Source organism: Streptomyces sp. NBC_00572, from assembly GCF_026341815.1.
Taxonomy (GTDB): domain Bacteria; phylum Actinomycetota; class Actinomycetes; order Streptomycetales; family Streptomycetaceae; genus Streptomyces.
The window spans coordinates 2,317,549-2,336,768 of record NZ_JAPENX010000001.1 but is presented as its reverse complement, the minus strand read 5'-3'; the positions used below and the strand labels follow the sequence as shown (position 1 = coordinate 2,336,768).

General features: G+C 68.2%; 13 protein-coding genes and 2 rRNA genes. 12 read left to right on the top strand and 3 right to left on the bottom strand.

Going from position 1 to position 19,220, the window contains the following annotated elements:
• Nucleotides 1–119: 119 nt before the first annotated feature.
• The 3 genes from OG514_RS10570 (at nucleotide 120) to ilvD (ending at nucleotide 3,542) form a co-directional block, all read left to right on the top strand.
• On the top strand, nucleotides 120–956 hold the full coding sequence (locus tag OG514_RS10570) for a sugar phosphate isomerase/epimerase (RefSeq protein ID WP_266893197.1): 837 nt from the start codon (nucleotides 120–122) through the stop codon (nucleotides 954–956).
• Entirely contained in the window at nucleotides 953–1,564 is a 612-nt protein-coding gene (locus tag OG514_RS10565; RefSeq protein WP_266893195.1) for a TetR family transcriptional regulator, read from the top strand. Before OG514_RS10570 ends, OG514_RS10565 begins: the two co-directional genes overlap by 4 nt.
• A gap of 124 nt (nucleotides 1,565–1,688) precedes the next feature.
• Nucleotides 1,689–3,542 (top strand): dihydroxy-acid dehydratase, encoded by a 1,854-nt coding sequence (gene ilvD / locus OG514_RS10560; RefSeq protein ID WP_266893193.1) that lies wholly within the window; start codon nucleotides 1,689–1,691, stop codon nucleotides 3,540–3,542.
• Nucleotides 3,543–3,618: 76 nt separating this feature from the next.
• Here ilvD and OG514_RS10555 read toward each other — a convergent pair whose 3' ends face one another.
• Complete coding sequence (locus tag OG514_RS10555; RefSeq protein ID WP_266893191.1) at nucleotides 3,619–5,802, bottom strand: PQQ-binding-like beta-propeller repeat protein; 2,184 nt, start codon at nucleotides 5,800–5,802, stop codon at nucleotides 3,619–3,621.
• Nucleotides 5,803–5,960: 158 nt separating this feature from the next.
• Between OG514_RS10555 and OG514_RS10550 the strand changes: the two genes are divergently transcribed.
• The 6 genes from OG514_RS10550 to proC all read left to right on the top strand — a co-directional run bounded on the left by OG514_RS10550 (nucleotide 5,961) and on the right by proC (nucleotide 10,664).
• On the top strand, nucleotides 5,961–6,257 hold the full coding sequence (locus OG514_RS10550; RefSeq protein ID WP_266893190.1) for an SH3 domain-containing protein: 297 nt from the start codon (nucleotides 5,961–5,963) through the stop codon (nucleotides 6,255–6,257).
• A 35-nt stretch (nucleotides 6,258–6,292) separates the two neighbouring features.
• Entirely contained in the window at nucleotides 6,293–6,820 is a 528-nt protein-coding gene (locus tag OG514_RS10545; RefSeq protein WP_266893188.1) for a hypothetical protein, read from the top strand.
• A 169-nt stretch (nucleotides 6,821–6,989) separates the two neighbouring features.
• The gene (locus OG514_RS10540; protein WP_266893186.1) at nucleotides 6,990–8,093 is read left to right on the top strand and encodes an NAD(P)/FAD-dependent oxidoreductase; all 1,104 of its coding nucleotides are present in this window, start codon (nucleotides 6,990–6,992) and stop codon (nucleotides 8,091–8,093) included.
• A 57-nt stretch (nucleotides 8,094–8,150) separates the two neighbouring features.
• The gene (locus OG514_RS10535; protein WP_266893184.1) at nucleotides 8,151–9,035 is read left to right on the top strand and encodes an ABC transporter ATP-binding protein; all 885 of its coding nucleotides are present in this window, start codon (nucleotides 8,151–8,153) and stop codon (nucleotides 9,033–9,035) included.
• Entirely contained in the window at nucleotides 9,032–9,769 is a 738-nt protein-coding gene (locus tag OG514_RS10530; protein WP_266893182.1) for an ABC transporter permease, read from the top strand. Before OG514_RS10535 ends, OG514_RS10530 begins: the two co-directional genes overlap by 4 nt.
• Nucleotides 9,770–9,854: 85 nt before the next feature.
• The gene (proC, locus tag OG514_RS10525) at nucleotides 9,855–10,664 is read left to right on the top strand and encodes a pyrroline-5-carboxylate reductase (RefSeq protein WP_189836075.1); all 810 of its coding nucleotides are present in this window, start codon (nucleotides 9,855–9,857) and stop codon (nucleotides 10,662–10,664) included.
• An 82-nt stretch (nucleotides 10,665–10,746) separates the two neighbouring features.
• On the opposite strand, the gene OG514_RS10520 is transcribed toward proC, so the two are convergent.
• A complete protein-coding gene (locus tag OG514_RS10520) occupies nucleotides 10,747–11,343 on the bottom strand; it encodes a cysteine hydrolase family protein (RefSeq protein WP_266893179.1) in 597 nt (198 codons plus the stop codon).
• 75 nt (nucleotides 11,344–11,418) lie between these two features.
• Between OG514_RS10520 and OG514_RS10515 the strand changes: the two genes are divergently transcribed.
• Nucleotides 11,419–12,441 (top strand): GlxA family transcriptional regulator, encoded by a 1,023-nt coding sequence (locus OG514_RS10515; protein ID WP_266893177.1) that lies wholly within the window; start codon nucleotides 11,419–11,421, stop codon nucleotides 12,439–12,441.
• Here OG514_RS10515 and trpS read toward each other — a convergent pair.
• A complete protein-coding gene (gene trpS / locus OG514_RS10510; RefSeq protein WP_266893175.1) occupies nucleotides 12,408–13,406 on the bottom strand; it encodes a tryptophan--tRNA ligase in 999 nt (332 codons plus the stop codon). The two genes, OG514_RS10515 and trpS, sit on opposite strands and share 34 nt — an antisense overlap.
• Before the next feature lie 844 nt (nucleotides 13,407–14,250).
• On the opposite strand from trpS, the gene OG514_RS10505 reads away from it, so the two are divergent.
• Nucleotides 14,251–15,776, top strand: a 16S ribosomal RNA gene (locus OG514_RS10505).
• Nucleotides 15,777–16,064: 288 nt separating this feature from the next.
• A 23S ribosomal RNA gene (locus OG514_RS10500) occupies nucleotides 16,065–19,187 on the top strand.
• Together the 16S and 23S rRNA genes form the textbook arrangement of a ribosomal RNA operon.
• Nucleotides 19,188–19,220: the final 33 nt, after the last annotated feature.

Here is a 19,220-nt window from a genome sequence, read left to right as displayed (position 1 = left end):
ACGGGAAGCGGACCGTGCCGGGCAGGGCGGCACGCGCGCGTACCCGCCCCCGCGTGACCCGAACCACCCGTGACCGGAACCACGCCACGACCCCCCGGCCAGCCCCGTACCCTGTCCCCGTGGCAGAACCAGTGGTGCGCATCCCGGATGCGAAGGTCGCCCTGTCGACGGCCTCGGTCTATCCGGAGTCGACGGCGACGGCCTTCGAGATCGCCGCGCGCCTCGGCTACGACGGTGTCGAGGTCATGGTGTGGACCGATCCGGTCAGCCAGGACGTCGAGGCACTGCGCCGGCTCTCCGACTACCACCAGGTCCCGATCCTGGCCGTGCACGCCCCCTGCCTCCTCATCACCCAGCGCGTCTGGTCCACCGACCCGTGGGTCAAGCTCCAGCGCGCCCGGGCCGCGGCCGAGCGCCTCGGCGCGTCGACGGTCGTCGTACACCCGCCGTTCCGCTGGCAGCGCCAGTACGCCAAGGACTTCGTCACCGGCATCTGGCGGATGGCGGACGAGACCGACGTGCGGTTCGCCGTCGAGAACATGTACCCGTGGCGGTACAAGGACCGCGAGATGCTCGCGTACGCCCCGGAGTGGGACGTCACCAAGGACGACTACCGGCACTTCACCGTCGACCTCTCGCACACGGCGACGGCCCGCACCGACGCCCTCGCGATGATCGACCGCATGGGCGACCGGCTCGGCCATGTCCACCTCGCCGACGGCAAGGGGTCCGCCAAGGACGAGCACCTGGTCCCGGGGCGCGGCACGCAGCCCTGCGCCGAGCTCCTGGAGCGCCTCGCGCTCACCGGCTTCGACGGCCATGTCGTCATCGAGGTCAACACGCGCCGCGCGATGTCAGCCGCCGAACGCGAGGCCGATCTCGCGGAGGCCCTGGCGTTCACCCGGCTCCACCTCGCCTCCTCGGCCGCCCGTCCGTCCCGGGTGCCGCGACCGTGACCGAACCGGCCCCCCGCAGGCGCGGCCGCCCGTCCCGTACCGAGGAGGAGAGCGGACCGGGCGCGCGCGAACGCATCCTGGAGGCGGCCCGCGCCCAGTTCGCGGAGCGGGGCTACGACAAGACCTCGGTACGCGGCATCGCCAAGGCGGCCGGCGTCGACGCGGCCCTGGTCCACCACTACTTCGGTACGAAGGACGAGGTCTTCGCGGCGGCGATCGAGGTCTCCTTCGAGCCCGCGGCGGTCGTCCCGGCGATCGTCGGCGGCCCGCGCGAGACCATCGGGGAACGGCTCGCCCGCTTCTTCATCGGCGTCTGGGAGAACCCGGTCAGCCGCGCCCCTCTCCTCGCCATCGTCCGTTCCGCGCTGACCCACGAGGCGGCTGCCAAGGTGCTCAGGACCTTCGTGCTGCGGCGGCTCCTGGAGCGGATCGCGGACGAACTCGACGTACCGGACCCGAGGTTCCGGGCGGAGCTGGCGGCCTCCCACATGATCGGGATCGCGATCCTGCGGTACGTGATCCAGGTCGAGCCGATGGCCTCCGCGGACCCGGAGAAGATCGTGGAGATGGTCGCCCCGACCCTCCAGCGCTATCTGACCGAGGCCTGAGGAACGCCGGGCGGGGCTGCCCGAAAGCTGAACAGCCGGTCCGCCATGCGGACACCATGTCCAGATCTTGGAGCACCGGCGTACGCTCGGGTGCGAGCACACCCATCACGAGGAGCGAGCGACGATGCCCGAGCTGAGGTCCCGCACAGTCACCCACGGCCGCAACATGGCGGGCGCACGCGCCCTTATGCGCGCCTCCGGTGTACCCGGCGCGGACATCGGCCGGAAGCCGATCATCGCGGTCGCCAACTCCTTCACGGAGTTCGTCCCGGGCCACACCCACCTGCAGCCCGTCGGCCGGATCGTCTCCGAGGCCATCACGGCCGCCGGGGCCATCCCGCGCGAGTTCAACACGATCGCCGTCGACGACGGCATCGCCATGGGCCACGGCGGCATGCTGTACTCGCTGCCCTCCCGCGACCTGATCGCGGACAGCGTGGAGTACATGGTCGAGGCGCACTGCGCCGACGCCCTGATCTGCATCTCCAACTGCGACAAGATCACCCCCGGCATGCTGATGGCGGCCCTGCGCCTCAACATCCCGACGGTCTTCGTCTCCGGCGGCCCGATGGAGTCCGGCCGCGCGACCCTGGTCGACGGCACGGTCCGCACGCTCGACCTGGTCGACGCGATGTCCGACGCGGTGAACCCGAATATCTCCGACGAGGACATGCTCCGGATCGAGGAGAACGCCTGTCCGACCTGCGGGTCCTGTTCCGGCATGTTCACCGCCAACTCGATGAACTGCCTGACCGAGGCCATCGGCCTCTCCCTCCCCGGCAACGGCTCGGTCCTCGCCACCCACACCGCCCGCAAGGCGCTGTACGAGAACGCCGCCCGCACGGTCGTCGACATCACCCGGCGCTACTACGACGAGGACGACGCCTCCGTCCTGCCGCGCTCCATCGCGACCCGCGCCGCCTTCGAGAACGCCATGGCCCTCGACATCGCCATGGGCGGCTCGACCAACACGATCCTGCACCTGCTCGCCGCCGCCCAGGAGGCCGAGCTCGACTACGGCCTGCCGGACATGGACGAGGTCTCGCGCCGTGTGCCCTGCCTGGCCAAGGTCGCCCCGAACGTCGCCAAGGACCGTACGTACTACATGGAGGACGTGCACCGGGCGGGCGGCATCCCGGCCATCCTCGGCGAGCTCTACCGCGCCGGCCTCCTCAACGAGGACGTCCACTCCGTCCACTCCCGCTCCATCAAGGAGTGGCTGGACGCCTGGGACGTGCGCGGTGGCTCCCCGACCGACGAGTCCGTCGAGATGTGGCACGCAGCCCCCGGCTGCGTCCGCTCGGCGACCGCCTTCTCGCAGTCCGAGCGCTGGGAGGCGCTCGACGTGGACGCGGCCGGCGGCTGCATCCGCGACGCGGCCCACGCGTACTCGAAGGACGGCGGCCTCGCCGTGCTGCACGGCAACCTCGCCGCCGACGGCTGCGTCGTGAAGACGGCCGGCGTCGACGAGTCGATCTGGACCTTCGAGGGCCCGGCCGTGGTCTGCGAGTCGCAGGACGAGGCCGTCGAGAAGATCCTGAACAAGCAGGTCACGCACGGCGACGTGGTCGTCATCCGCTACGAGGGCCCGCGCGGCGGCCCCGGCATGCAGGAGATGCTCTACCCGACCTCCTTCCTCAAGGGCCGGGGCCTGGGCAAGACCTGCGCGCTGGTCACGGACGGACGCTTCTCCGGCGGCACGTCGGGCCTGTCCATCGGCCACGCGTCGCCGGAGGCGGCCTCGGGCGGCACGATCGCCCTCGTCGAGGACGGCGACCGGATCCGTATCGACATCCCGAACCGCTCGATCGAGCTCCTCGTCGACGAGGAGACCCTCGCCGCCCGCCGCGAGGCGCTGAACGGCGTGTACGAGCCGAAGAACCGGCAGCGCAAGGTGTCGGCGGCCCTGCGCGCGTACGCGGCGATGGCGACGAGCGCGGACAAGGGCGCGGTCCGCGACGTGTCGAAGCTGGGCTGAGCCCCGCGCGGTACGACCTGAGACGGCTGGGAGCGGGCGGAGACGCCCGCTCCCAGCCGTTCTCGTCAGATGTGGTTCACCAGGACGCGGGGTCGCGCGCGTCCACCGCGAAGACCGATCCGTCGGGGGCCGTCCCGAAGACCCGGTCCCCGGCGACCAGCGGCGCGGGCACCAGGGGCGCGTACTCCAGCCGGCCGTTGAGCAGCCGTGGCCGGGTCTGGCCGATCAGGGCCCCGCGGACGGTGTCCACGGCGAGCAGCCGTCCGTCCTGGACGGAGAAGTAGAGCCGGTCGCCGGGGCCGACGACCGGCGTGGACACGTTCCCCGCGCCCGTCTCCAGCTCCCACAGCACCCGCCCCTTGGGCGCCGCGGTGTCGAAGGCGGTGAGGTGCCCGTTCGCGTCGAGGATGTGGACGACCTCGCCGCGCACGGCGACGCCCCGGATCTCGATCCGGTGGGGCAGGGACAGCCGGCGCTCGGAGCCGCCGTCGGGGTCCAGCAGCACCAGCGAGTCGATCAGCGAGGCCTGGTAGCGGGAGGCGAGCAGCAGTGCGCCGCCGCCGGTGCGGCCCAGCGGGTCGAGGTCGCCCTTCAGGTTCCGCTGCCAGACCTCCTCGCCGGTCCGGGGACGGATTTCGCCCACGCGCGTGTGCGTCCCGTCGGCCGAGGTCTCGGACACGGCGACGAGACCGGACGGGGCGCCGTACGGCCCCGGGCGCGGCACCCCGAAACCGGGCAGGCCGTGCCGCCAGAGTTCCTTCCCACTGCGGCTGTCGACCGCGCGGAGCCCGCCCTGCCCGTCGGACAGGACGACGACGGATCCGGCCGGCACGTACAGCTCGGGGAGCTTCGCCCCGGCGGTCCAGCCGGGAGCGCCGTCGCCGGCCGCGTACGACCGGACCGGGTCCGCCGGAGCGGCGGCCCCGACCAGGCCGTCGGCGAGGAGGAAGGGCGTCACGGGGGACTCGGCCTTGACGGGCGCGGTACGCGACCAGATGACCGCCCCCGTGACGGGGTCGAGCCTGGCGAGCCCGACGCCCCGGGCCGCGCAGTACAGCGCGCCCGCGCCGTGCGTGCACGCGGGCGCCGCGGTGGGGCCGTGCTTCTGGAGTGTGGTGTGCCAGCCGGCGAAGGCGGTGGCCACCTCGTCCGGGCGGGTCGGGGTGTCGACCCCACCGCGCGCCGGGGGGCTCATGGCCGCGTACAGACCGGCCCCCGCGAGGGCGAGCGCGGCGGCGACGGCGAGCGTCGGACGCGGCCTGAGACGCAGCCGGCCGAGGCGCGGAGCCGGGCGGGGCGGGGCCGGCGGGGTGGCCCGTACCGGCGTGTCGGCGTCCCACGCGGGCGCGGGGCCGGGCACGCCGTACGCGCGTTCCTCGCCGTGGGGCAGGGCGGGCCGTCGCCGCTGCGCCGGTATGAACGCCTCCGCCGCGTACGAGGGCGGCAGCAGCGCCGACATGATCTGGGCCGGGGTCGGCCGCTCGGTGGGTTCCTTGGCGAGGCAGCGCGCGACGAGCGGCGCCAGCTCCGCCGGCACACCCGTCAGATCGGGCTCGTCGTGGACGACCTGGTACGCCACGATGTACGGGCTGTCGGAGTCGAACGGGCCGTGCCCGGTCGCCGCGTGCACCAGCACCGAGCCGAGCGCGAAGACGTCCGCTGCGGGCCCCACCTCGCGCGGCCGCTGGAACTGCTCGGGTGCCATGAACGGCGGCGAGCCGATGAGCTTGCCGGTCTCGGTGTGCAGATCGCTGTCGACGGGCCGGGAGATGCCGAAGTCGATGACCTTGGGGCCGGTGTCCGTCAGCAGGACGTTGCTGGGCTTCAGGTCGCGGTGGACGACCCCGGCGCGGTGGATGTCGCGCAGCGCCTCGGCGAGTCCGGCGGTGAGCCGGCGCAGCTCGGCCGGGGCCAGCGGGCCGTTCCGCCTCACCTGGTCGGCGAGCGTGGGGCCGGGGACGTAGAGGGTGGCCATCCAGGGGCGTACGGCATCGGGGTCGGCGTCGACGACCGGCGCGGTGAAGGCCCCGCTGACCCGGCGGGCGGCCGCGACCTCCTGGCGGAAACGTGCCCTGAACTCGGGGTCTTCCGCGTACCGTGCGTGCACGACCTTGACCGCGAGCCGCAGCCCGGAGGCGGAGGCGGCGAGGTGCACGACGCCCATGCCGCCGGCGCCCAGGCATGCCTGGAGACGGTAGTCGCCCGCGTACTCGGGTCCCTCTGCTTCCCGGTCGGCACCGGTACCTCGCAACGGTGGCATCGCCCACCCCCGTGTGGTTGCCCGTCGACCTCGCGCGCACCTGCGCGACCCGACGGAGCCTAGTCCATGGCCCCCACGATGTCGGTGGGGCTTGCTAGCCTGCGCGTCGCGGAGAGTGAAACTCGGCGGAGCGCTTTTGCGCCAAGGGGGAGAACACCATGGGTACGGACGAGAACAAGACGACGACGACGACGGCGGCGAGCGCTGCCACGCACTACACGGTCGCGCCCGGCTACCGGGTCAACGTGCGCTCGGGCCCGAGCACCCAGTACCCGATCGTCCGGGCACTGCCGCTCGGCGCCACCGTCGCGATCTCCTGCCAGAAGAACGGCGAGTGGATCAGCGGCCCGTACGGCACCACGAGGATCTGGGACAACATAGCGCCGGGCGAGTACATCTCCGACGCGTACGTCCGCACGGGCAGCGACGGCTTCGTCGCACCGCGCTGCGCCTGAGGACCTCCTCCGCCGCCCCGGGGATAATCGACATCGTGAGCGACGACGAGCAGACCCCCAGTACCACCGGCGGCCCGACCGGCGGCACTCCTGCCGGGCCGCAGCCCGAGGAGATCCGTTTCTTCGGCACGACCTGGGTCGACCACAGCGGCAACTACACGCTGCGCCGCGTCGGCCTCGCCGCCGGCTCGCTCGCCGCCGCCGTCGCGGCCTGCTTCGTGCTGCGCTTCGCGTACGAGGGCCTGGAGATCGCGGACGTCGGCGGCATCGTCAACATGCTGGTCGTCCTCATGTTCGCCGTCTGCAGCGCCATCGCCTTCCGCAAGACCTGGGAGGGCTTCGTCCGCAGGCCGGCCGACCCGGCCCGCGAGGAGTCCCTGCGGAGCCTCAAGGCGATCGGCTTCATCGGCTCGCTCCTCGCCTACTGCGCCCGCTGCTTCGTCGAGGCGCCCGGCGAGAACCTCCGCCGCGCCGAGCACGACACGGCCCTCGCCCAGTACGAGAAGCGACGCGGAACCCGTACCGGCAACCCGGCCGCCCGCAAGAAGCCCAAGCGCAAGTAACCGGCCGACCCGAGCGAGCAACGGGCCTCAGCGAGCTACGGGCCCGAGAGGGCAACGGCCCGAGAACGCAACGGGCCCGAGAGAGCAACGGGCCAGGGCACGCAGCCGGCCCGCAGCGGAAAAGCCCCCGCGATGTCACATCTCGCGGGGGCTGTCTCGTCCCCCTTGCATGACGACGACACCGCAGCAGCGCCCCGGCCACCCCACCAACCGCGTCCTCGTCCTCGGCGCGGGATACGCGGGGCTCATGACCGCCCTCCGCCTCGGCCCGCACGCCCAGGTCACCCTGATCGACCCGGCCGACCACTTCACCGAGCGCGTACGGCTCCACGAGCGCGCGGCCGGCCGCCCCGACGTGACCCACCCCCTCGCCCACTTCCTCCACCGCACCGGCATCGCACACGTCCCGGCCCGCGCCACCGCCCTCGACCCGGAGGCCCGCTTCGTCACCACGGACGACGGGCGCCGTCTTCCGTACGACCGGCTGGTCTACGCCCTCGGCAGCCGCACCGCCCTGCCCGCCACGACGGGCGACCCCCGCGCCTACACGGCGGAGTCCGCCGACGCGCTGCACAAGCACCTGAGGGACCGCCCCGGCACGGTCACCGTCGTCGGCGGCGGTCTCACCGGCATCGAGATGGCCACCGAACTCGCCGAGACCTACCGCCCGCTCGGCACCTCGGTACGCCTCCTCTCCGGCGGCCCGGTGGGCGCCGGTCTCTCCCCGCGCGGCGCGGCCCACGTCCACCGGGTCCTCCAGGCCAGGGGTGTCCGCGTCGAGGAGGGCCGCAGGGTCGCGACCCCGGACGAGGTCGACGCGGACGTGGTCGTCTGGGCCGCCTCCCTCCTCCCGAACGCCGAGCTCGCCGCCTCCGCCGGCCTCACCCTCGCCCCCTCGGGCCGGGTCGCCGTCGACTCCTCACTGCGCTCGCTCTCCCACCCGGAGATCTACGTCCCCGGCGACGCGGGCGCCGCCAGCACCGCGGAGGCGGGCGGCGAGCTGCGGATGGCCTGCGCCACCGCGCTGCCCACGGGCATCCACACGGCCCGGTCGATCGCCCGCGAGCTGCGCGGCGAGGAACCCGAGCCCCTCGGGTTCGGCTACCACTTCCAGTGCGTCAGCCTCGGCCGCCGCGACGGGCTCATCCAGTTCGTCCGCCCGGACGACTCACCCCGCGACCGCCTCCTCACGGGCCGCCCGGCGGCCGCGTTCAAGGAACTGGTCGTACGCGGAGCGACCTGGTTCATCCGCCGATCGGCCCACCGCCACTGAACGCCCGGGGCCGCCGGGTGCTTGACGGCCGATACTGCCGGGAGGACTATTCATCGCATGATGAATTACCCGGCGGGTGAGGCCGCCGACCAGGCCACGCCCAAGCCCACGGCCAGGGCCGCCACCGACAAGACGGCCACGGCCGACGCACCCGGCCGATCAGACACAGCCAACGCATCCGACACAGCGATCGCCGCGCACGGCCTCACGACCGTCCGCGGCGACCGCACCGTCCTGCGCGACCTCGACTTCACGGTCCAGGCCGGCCGCATCACCGGCCTCCTCGGCCCCTCCGGCTGCGGCAAGACCACCCTGATGCGCGCGATCGTCGGCACCCAGGCCAAGGTCGACGGCACCCTCCAAGTCCTCGGCCGCCCCGCCGGCGACCCCACCCTCCGTTCCCGCATCGGCTACGTCACCCAGGCCCCCTCGGTCTACGACGACCTCACCGTCCGCCAGAACCTCGACTACTTCGCCGCCGTCCTGCTCCCCGGCCGCACCCACCGCCAGGAACGCCGCGCCACCGTCGACCGGGCCATCGACGACGTCGACCTCGCCTCGCACGCCGACTCCCTCGCAGGCCGGCTCTCCGGCGGCCAGCGCAGCCGGGTCTCACTCGCCGTCGCCCTCCTCGGCACCCCGGAACTCCTCGTCCTCGACGAACCCACCGTCGGCCTCGACCCGGTCCTCCGCCGCGACCTGTGGAACCTCTTCCACCAGATCGCCGCCGACCGGGGCACGGCACTCCTCGTCTCCTCCCACGTGATGGACGAGGCCGAACGCTGCCACCGCCTCCTCCTCATGCGCGAGGGCGAGATCCTCGCCGACGACACCCCCGAGGCCCTCCGCCGCCGCAACGACACCGCCACCGTCGAAGAGGCCTTCCTCCGTCTCGTCGACGCTGCCGCCGCCCGAGCCGCCCACGAGGAGCCCCGGTCATGAGCCCCGCCCGCACCCTCGCCACCGCCGCCCGCGTCCTGCGTCAGCTGCGCCACGACCCGCGCTCGATCGCCCTGATGCTCCTCGTGCCCTGCGTGATGCTCTTCCTGCTGCGGTACGTCTTCGACGGAAGCCCGGGCACCTTCGACAACATCGGCGCCTCGCTGCTCGGCATCTTCCCGCTCATCACGATGTTCCTGGTGACCTCCATCGCGACCCTCCGCGAACGCACCTCCGGCACCCTCGAACGCCTCCTCGCCATGCCCCTCGGCAAGGCCGACCTCATCGCCGGCTACGCCCTCGCCTTCGGACTCCTGGCCGTCGTCCAGTCCGTCCTCGCCACCGGCCTCGCCGTCTGGTTCCTCGGCCTCGACGTCATCGGCTCCCCCTGGCTCCTCCTCCTGGTCGCCCTCCTCGACGCCCTCCTCGGCACCGCCCTCGGCCTCTTCGTCTCCGCCTTCGCCGCCTCCGAGTTCCAGGCCGTCCAGTTCATGCCGGCCGTGATCTTCCCCCAGCTGCTGCTCTGCGGACTCTTCACCCCGCGCGACCGGATGGCCCCCGCCCTCGAAGCGATCTCCGACGTCCTGCCCATGTCGTACGCCGTCGACGGCATGAACCAGGTCCTCCGACACCCCGAGGTCACCGGCGACTTCGTCCGCGACGCCCTCGTCGTCGCGGGCTGCGCACTCCTCGTCCTCGGCCTCGGCGCGGCCACCCTCCGCCGCCGCACCGCGTGACCGCCCCTCGGACACCCGCACACCACCCGCCCCGCCGGTGCGAGGATGACGACACGTACCCCCCTCCGGCGAGGTGAACAGAGCCATGACCCAGACCGTCGCAGTCCTCGGCACCGGCAAGATCGGTGAAGCGCTCCTCAGCGGCATGATCCGCGCAGGCTGGCGCCCCGCGAACCTCCTGGTCACCGCCCGCCGCGCCGAACGCGCCGAGGAGCTCCGCACCCGCTACGGCGTCGAGACCGTCACCAACGCCGAGGCCGCCAAGCGCGCCGACACCCTCATCCTGGCCGTCAAGCCCCAGGACATGGGCCGCCTCCTCGACGAACTCGCCCCGCACGTCGCCGCCGACCGCCTGGTCATCAGCGCCGCCGCCGGCATCCCCACCTCCTTCATCGAGGAACGCCTCACCACCGGCACCCCCGTCGTCCGCGTCATGCCCAACACCCCCGTCCTGGTCGACGAAGGCATGTCCGTCATCTCGGCCGGCAGCCACGCCACCCCCGCGCACCTCGCCCACACCGAAGAGATCTTCGGCGGCGTCGGCAAGACGCTCCGCGTCCCCGAGTCCCAGCAGGACGCCGCCACCGCCCTCTCCGGCTCCGGCCCGGCGTACTTCTACTTCCTCGTCGAGGCCATGACGGACGCAGGCATCCTCCTCGGCCTGCCCCGCGCCCAGGCCCACGACCTGATCGTCCAGGCCGCCATCGGCGCCGCCGTGATGCTCCGCGACAGCGGCGAACACCCGGTCAAGCTCCGCGAGGCCGTCACCTCCCCGGCCGGCACCACCATCAGCGCCATCCGCGAGCTGGAGAACCACGGCGTCCGCGCCGCCCTCATCGCCGCCCTCGAAGCCGCCCGCGACCGCAGCCGCGAGCTCGCCTCCGGCAACAGCTGACCCCCGGACGCCCGGCGCCAGGAACCCCTGGCGCCCCCGCGCCCCCCAGGGCCCGCCTCCCGCGTTCCGCCTCCCACCGGGGTCACCGGACCCCGACGGACGCCCCCCTCACGACCTCCTCCGTCGTCACGACCTTCGCGAAGCGTCCCCCGTGCAGGGACACGGCCGTCGCCTCCGCCAGCTCATCCGCGGTCCGCGACCAACCGAACGGCCCCTCCAGGTCGAAGGTGTGCATCGCGTCCAGCGGGAACACCACCTCGTACCCGAGGTTCCCGCCCATCCGGGCCGTCGTCTCGTTGCACATGTTCGTCTGGATCCCGACGATCACGAACTGAGCGATCTCCTGCCCGGCCAGCCACGCGTCCAGCGACGGCTCCCCGTAGAAGGCCGAGTTCACGCTCTTCGTCACCAGCAGCTCCGGACCGCTGCCCTTCCCGCGCCGCTCCTCGACGAAGTCCTTGAAGTCGTTCCCCTCGTACCCCGTCCGCAGCGGCGACCGCGAGCCCTCCACCGAGTCGTGCCGCACGAAGACGACCGGCCGCCCCGTCTCCTGCCACAGGTCGATCAGAGCCGCGATGTTCTCCTCGGCGGCCGGGTTGTTCCGCTTCCCCCAGAACTCCTCCTCGAAGCCCTTCTGTACGTCGATGACAACCAGCGCTGCGTTCTCTGCGATCTCCATGCCCACGATCCTGCCGCCGGCCACGACCCTCTCCCAGAGGGTTGAATGACAGCGATCGATGATTTACTGCCACTCATGTCACCCGTGCCGACGCCCCCCGCGCACCGCCCCCAGCGCATCGCACTCCTCTCCTTCCCCGGCATCCGCGCCTTCGACATCTCCGTCATCACCGAGGTCTGGGGCAGCGACCGCACCCTCCGTGGCGTCCCACCCTTCGAACTCCGCAGGGCAGCCGCCGACCCGCACACCCCCATCCCCGTGCGCGGCGGTCTCACCCTCACCCCCGACCGCCCACTCACCTGGCTCGACGACCTCACCCCCACCGACCTGGTCCTCGTCCCCGGCATCGAAGACCCCGACGCCGACCTCCCGGCCCCCGTCCTCGACGCGCTCCGCCGCGCCCACACCGCGGGCACCCCGGTCGCCTCCCTCTGCGCCGGCGCCTTCGTGCTCGCCCGCGCAGGCCTCCTCGACGGCCGCCGCGCCGTCACCCACTGGCACCTGGCCCGGACCCTGGCCGCCCGCCACCCCGCGATCCAGGTCGAACCCGACGCCCTCTTCGTCGAGGACACCGGAGTCTGGACCTCCGCCGGCACCGCCGCCGGTATCGACCTCTGCCTCCACCTCGTCCGCACCGCCCACGGAGCCGAGGCAGCCGCCGCCATCGCCCGAGCGATGGTCACCGCCCCCTTCCGCACCGGCACCCAGGCCCAGTTCATCGAGCACCCCACCCCCCGCGCCGACCGCGACGCCGACGCCCTGGCCGAGGTCCGTGCCCATGCCCTCGCCCACCTGGACGAGCCCCACACCGTCGCGACCCTGGCCGCCCGCGCCGGCATGTCTCCCCGCTCCTTCGCCCGCCACTTCCAGGCCACCACCGGAACCACCCCCCTGCACTGGCTCATCGCCCAGCGCGTCGCCGCCGCCCAGAAACTCCTCGAACTCACCGACCACCCCCTCCCCGAGGTGGCCCGCCGCGCGGGCTTCGGCAGCGAGGTCACGATGCGTCAGCACTTCGCCTCGCACCTCGCCACCAGCCCACGCGACTACCGCAACGCGTTCCGTCACCCGGCGGGCAACAGCCCGATCGCCCGATAGGCCCGGTCCACCATGGGCCGCGCCGTCTCCCGGGCCCGCTGGGCCCCGTCCCGTAGCACCTGATCCACATAGCCGGGATCCGCCGCGAGCTCGGCATGCCGCTCCCGCAGGGGCCTCAGCAGCTCGACGACCGCGTCCGCCGTGTCCTTCTTCAAAGATCCGTACGTTTCATATACACCGGCCAGCGCCTCGGGGTTCCCACCCGTCGAGGCCGCCAGCAGATCGAGCAGGTTGGCGACCCCCGGCCTGGCGTCCCGGTCGTACTCCACGTCCCGCCCGCTGTCGGTCACGGCCCGCATGACCTTCCGCCGCACGGTCTCCGCGTCGTCGAGCAGATAGACGATCCCGGCCCCGTTCGCGTGCGACTTCCCCATCTTCGACGTGGGGTCCTGAAGGTCCATTACCCGAGCCGCCACCTCTGGCCGCGTCGCCCGCGGCACCGTGAACGTGTGCCCGTACCGCTGGTTGAACCGAACCGCCAGATCTCGGGTGAGCTCCACGTGCTGGGTCTGGTCCTCACCCACCGGCACCTCGTCGGCCCCGTACGCCAGGATGTCCGCCGCCATCAGCACCGGATACGTCAGCAGCGACAGCCGCACGCCCTGCCCCGACGCCCGCGCCAGGGCGCTCTTCTCCTTGTACTGGATCATCCGCCGCAGCTCGCCGTCGGTGGCCGTGCACTCCAGCAGGTACGACAGCCGAGCGTGCTCGTCGACATGGCTCTGCACGAACAAGGTGCACAGCTTCGGATCCAGCCCCGCGGCCAGCAGTAGCGTGGCCGCCTGCCGGCTGAGCCGCCGTACCCGCGCCGGATCGTGCTCCACGGTCAGCGCATGCAGGTCCACGACGCTGAACAGCGCCTCCGCCTGATGCTGATCGACCTCGACCCACCGTCGTACGGCCCCGAGGTAGTTGCCCAGCGTCAGGTGCCCGGTCGGCTTGACGCCGCTGAAGATCCTCGTCATCGCGTTCGCTCTCCCTTGTCTCCTGGGCGCCGACCCGACGGCCGGCTCCCGGAGGGGGATACGCGAACGGCCGCCGAGGCGGCGGCCGCTTGCTGCATGCGCGAGTGGTGGGCCGCCGTCAGGCGGCCCACCACTGGGTGGTGTGCGCACGCGTAGTCATACGCGGAGAGTACGCCCCAGGACCCGGGTTGACACGGGATTGACGGATCCGTAAGGTTCTCCGAGTTGTCCGACGTGAGCACCGACCCCGGTCGGCCCCGGACAGCCATCCCGCAAGATCCACAGACCTGATGGCGCTTTGCCGTGCCATTCTGCTTTCCGTGTGTTTTTGCGAAATGAGGAATCCGCGTTCGAAGTCTGGACGCAGCCACCCGATTAGCGTCGGAGGCAGGGATTCCGCTAAAGTCTCACTCGTCGGAACGGCCCAACAGCCGCAAAGACAAACCCCGCTGACTGGGAATCAGGCGCCGAAAGGATCTGATAGAGTCGGAACCGCCGGAAGGGCCCGGAGCGAAAGCGAATGGGACCGGAAAGCACCGAGGAAATCGGATCGGAAAGATCTGATAGAGTCGGAAACGCAAGAACAGAAGGGAAGCCCGGAGGAAAGCCCGAGAGGGTGAGTACAAAGGAAGCGTCCGTTCCTTGAGAACTCAACAGCGTGCCAAAAATCAACGCCAGATTAGTTGATACCCCGTCCATCTTCGGATGGCGAGGTTCCTTTGAAAGTCCTGCCGGCCCTTGTGGCGGGTAGGCAACATACACAGCGAGGACGCTGTGGACAGTCGGCCTTATTCCGGCCTGACTGTCCCGCTCAACGCGAGTGTCACCCGATTACGGGTAAACATTCACGGAGAGTTTGATCCTGGCTCAGGACGAACGCTGGCGGCGTGCTTAACACATGCAAGTCGAACGATGAAGCCCTTCGGGGTGGATTAGTGGCGAACGGGTGAGTAACACGTGGGCAATCTGCCCTTCACTCTGGGACAAGCCCTGGAAACGGGGTCTAATACCGGATAACACCGGCTTCCGCATGGGAGCTGGTTGAAAGCTCCGGCGGTGAAGGATGAGCCCGCGGCCTATCAGCTTGTTGGTGGGGTAATGGCCTACCAAGGCGACGACGGGTAGCCGGCCTGAGAGGGCGACCGGCCACACTGGGACTGAGACACGGCCCAGACTCCTACGGGAGGCAGCAGTGGGGAATATTGCACAATGGGCGAAAGCCTGATGCAGCGACGCCGCGTGAGGGATGACGGCCTTCGGGTTGTAAACCTCTTTCAGCAGGGAAGAAGCGAAAGTGACGGTACCTGCAGAAGAAGCGCCGGCTAACTACGTGCCAGCAGCCGCGGTAATACGTAGGGCGCAAGCGTTGTCCGGAATTATTGGGCGTAAAGAGCTCGTAGGCGGCTTGTCACGTCGGGTGTGAAAGCCCGGGGCTTAACCCCGGGTCTGCATCCGATACGGGCAGGCTAGAGTGTGGTAGGGGAGATCGGAATTCCTGGTGTAGCGGTGAAATGCGCAGATATCAGGAGGAACACCGGTGGCGAAGGCGGATCTCTGGGCCATTACTGACGCTGAGGAGCGAAAGCGTGGGGAGCGAACAGGATTAGATACCCTGGTAGTCCACGCCGTAAACGTTGGGAACTAGGTGTTGGCGACATTCCACGTCGTCGGTGCCGCAGCTAACGCATTAAGTTCCCCGCCTGGGGAGTACGGCCGCAAGGCTAAAACTCAAAGGAATTGACGGGGGCCCGCACAAGCAGCGGAGCATGTGGCTTAATTCGACGCAACGCGAAGAACCTTACCAAGGCTTGACATATACCGGAAAGCATTAGAGATAGTGCCCCCCTTGTGGTCGGTATACAGGTGGTGCATGGCTGTCGTCAGCTCGTGTCGTGAGATGTTGGGTTAAGTCCCGCAACGAGCGCAACCCTTGTCCTGTGTTGCCAGCATGCCCTTCGGGGCGATGGGGACTCACAGGAGACCGCCGGGGTCAACTCGGAGGAAGGTGGGGACGACGTCAAGTCATCATGCCCCTTATGTCTTGGGCTGCACACGTGCTACAATGGCCGGTACAAAGAGCTGCGATGCCGCGAGGCGGAGCGAATCTCAAAAAGCCGGTCTCAGTTCGGATTGGGGTCTGCAACTCGACCCCATGAAGTCGGAGTTGCTAGTAATCGCAGATCAGCATTGCTGCGGTGAATACGTTCCCGGGCCTTGTACACACCGCCCGTCACGTCACGAAAGTCGGTAACACCCGAAGCCGGTGGCCCAACCCCTTGTGGGAGGGAGCTGTCGAAGGTGGGACTGGCGATTGGGACGAAGTCGTAACAAGGTAGCCGTACCGGAAGGTGCGGCTGGATCACCTCCTTTCTAAGGAGCACAGTACCGATTGCAGGCAAATGTTCTGCACGGTCAGCTCATGGGTGGAACGTTGATTAGTTGGCACAGTCTCTCTCCGAGAAATCGTTAGTACTGCTTCGGCGTGGAAAACGGGCTTCGAGGAACGGACTGTGCTTGGCACGTTGTTGGGTATCTGAGGGTACGGCCGTAAGGTTTGTATCTTCGCGATGCCGGCCCCAGTGAACTCGCTGCTTATGTGGCGGGGTGATGGGTGGCTGGTCGTTGCTTGAGAACTACACAGTGGACGCGAGCATCTGTGGCCAAGTTTTTAAGGGCGCACGGTGGATGCCTTGGCACCAGGAACCGATGAAGGACGTGGGAGGCCACGATAGTCCCCGGGGAGCCGTCAACCAGGCTTTGATCCGGGGGTTTCCGAATGGGGAAACCCGGCAGTCGTCATGGGCTGTCACCCATGCCTGAACACATAGGGCATGTGGAGGGAACGAGGGGAAGTGAAACATCTCAGTACCCTCAGGAAGAGAAAACAACCGTGATTCCGGGAGTAGTGGCGAGCGAAACCGGATGAGGCCAAACCGTATGCGTGTGATACCCGGCAGGGGTTGCGCATGCGGGGTTGTGGGATCTCTCTTTCACAGTCTGCCGGCTGTGAGACGAGTCAGAAACCGTTGATGTAGGCGAAGGACATGCGAAAGGTCCGGCGTAGAGGGTAAGACCCCCGTAGCTGAAACATTAACGGCTCGTTTGAGAGACACCCAAGTAGCACGGGGCCCGAGAAATCCCGTGTGAATCTGGCGGGACCACCCGCTAAGCCTAAATATTCCCTGGTGACCGATAGCGGATAGTACCGTGAGGGAATGGTGAAAAGTACCGCGGGAGCGGAGTGAAATAGTACCTGAAACCGTGTGCCTACAAGCCGTGGGAGCGTCGCTCATTGAGTTTACTCAATGGGTCGTGACTGCGTGCCTTTTGAAGAATGAGCCTGCGAGTTTGCGGTGCGTTGCGAGGTTAACCCGTGTGGGGAAGCCGTAGCGAAAGCGAGTCCGAATAGGGCGATTCAGTAGCGCGCTCAAGACCCGAAGCGGAGTGATCTAGCCATGGGCAGGTTGAAGCGGAGGTAAGACTTCGTGGAGGACCGAACCCACCAGGGTTGAAAACCTGGGGGATGACCTGTGGTTAGGGGTGAAAGGCCAATCAAACTCCGTGATAGCTGGTTCTCCCCGAAATGCATTTAGGTGCAGCGTCGTGTGTTTCTTGCCGGAGGTAGAGCACTGGATAGGCGATGGGCCCTACCGGGTTACTGACCTTAGCCAAACTCCGAATGCCGGTAAGTGAGAGCACGGCAGTGAGACTGTGGGGGATAAGCTCCATGGTCGAGAGGGAAACAGCCCAGAGCATCGACTAAGGCCCCTAAGCGTACGCTAAGTGGGAAAGGATGTGGAGTCGCAGAGACAACCAGGAGGTTGGCTTAGAAGCAGCCACCCTTGAAAGAGTGCGTAATAGCTCACTGGTCAAGTGATTCCGCGCCGACAATGTAGCGGGGCTCAAGCGTACCGCCGAAGTCGTGTCATTGCAGCATGAGGGCCAACGCCCGCTGTGATGGGTAGGGGAGCGTCGTGTGCCGGGTGAAGCAGCCGCGGAAGCGAGTTGTGGACGGTTCACGAGTGAGAATGCAGGCATGAGTAGCGATACACACGTGAGAAACGTGTGCGCCGATTGACTAAGGGTTCCTGGGTCAAGCTGATCTGCCCAGGGTAAGTCGGGACCTAAGGCGAGGCCGACAGGCGTAGTCGATGGACAACCGGTTGATATTCCGGTACCCGCTTTGAAACGCCCAATATCGAGCCCATTAATGCTAAGGCCGTGAAGCCGTTCCGGACCCTTCGGGGAAAGGAAAGTGGTGGAGCCGCTGACCCAAGGTGGTAGTAGGTAAGCGATGGGGTGACGCAGGAAGGTAGTCCAACCCGGGCGGTGGTAGTCCCGGGGTAAGGGTGTAGGGCGTTGTCCAGGTAAATCCGGACAGCACATAGCCTGAGACCTGATGCCGAGCCGATTGTGGTGAAGTGGATGATCCTATGCTGTCGAGAAAAGCCTCTAGCGAGTTTCATGGCGGCCCGTACCCTAAACCGACTCAGGTGGTCAGGTAGAGAATACCGAGGCGTTCGGGTGAACTATGGTTAAGGAACTCGGCAAAATGCCCCCGTAACTTCGGGAGAAGGGGGGCCACGTCTGGTGATCGGATTTACTCCGTGAGCTGGGGGTGGCCGCAGAGACCAGCGAGAAGCGACTGTTTACTAAAAACACAGGTCCGTGCGAAGCCGTAAGGCGATGTATACGGACTGACGCCTGCCCGGTGCTGGAACGTTAAGGGGACCGGTTAGCTCTGTTTCGACAGGGCGAAGCTGAGAACTTAAGCGCCAGTAAACGGCGGTGGTAACTATAACCATCCTAAGGTAGCGAAATTCCTTGTCGGGTAAGTTCCGACCTGCACGAATGGCGTAACGACTTCTCGACTGTCTCAACCATAGGCCCGGTGAAATTGCACTACGAGTAAAGATGCTCGTTTCGCGCAGCAGGACGGAAAGACCCCGGGACCTTTACTACAGTTTGATATTGGTGTTCGGTTCGGCTTGTGTAGGATAGGTGGGAGACTTTGAAGCCGTGACGCCAGTCATGGTGGAGTCGCCGTTGAAATACCACTCTGGTCGTGCTGGATGTCTAACCTCGGTCCGTGATCCGGATCAGGGACAGTGTCTGATGGGTAGTTTAACTGGGGCGGTTGCCTCCCAAAGGGTAACGGAGGCGCCCAAAGGTTCCCTCAGCCTGGTTGGCAATCAGGTGTTGAGTGTAAGTGCACAAGGGAGCTTGACTGTGAGACCGACGGGTCGAGCAGGGACGAAAGTCGGGACTAGTGATCCGGCGGTGGCTTGTGGAAGCGCCGTCGCTCAACGGATAAAAGGTACCCCGGGGATAACAGGCTGATCTTCCCCAAGAGTCCATATCGACGGGATGGTTTGGCACCTCGATGTCGGCTCGTCGCATCCTGGGGCTGGAGTCGGTCCCAAGGGTTGGGCTGTTCGCCCATTAAAGCGGTACGCGAGCTGGGTTTAGAACGTCGTGAGACAGTTCGGTCCCTATCCGCTGCGCGCGTAGGAATATTGAGAAGGGCTGTCCCTAGTACGAGAGGACCGGGACGGACGAACCTCTGGTGTGCCAGTTGTCCTGCCAAGGGCATGGCTGGTTGGCTACGTTCGGGAGGGATAACCGCTGAAAGCATCTAAGCGGGAAGCCTGCTTCGAGATGAGTATTCCCACCTCCTTGAGAGGGTAAGGCTCCCAGTAGACGACTGGGTTGATAGGCCGGATGTGGAAGCCCAGTAATGGGTGGAGCTGACCGGTACTAATAGGCCGAGGGCTTGTCCTCAGTTGCTCGCGTCCACTGTGTTAGTTCTGAAGT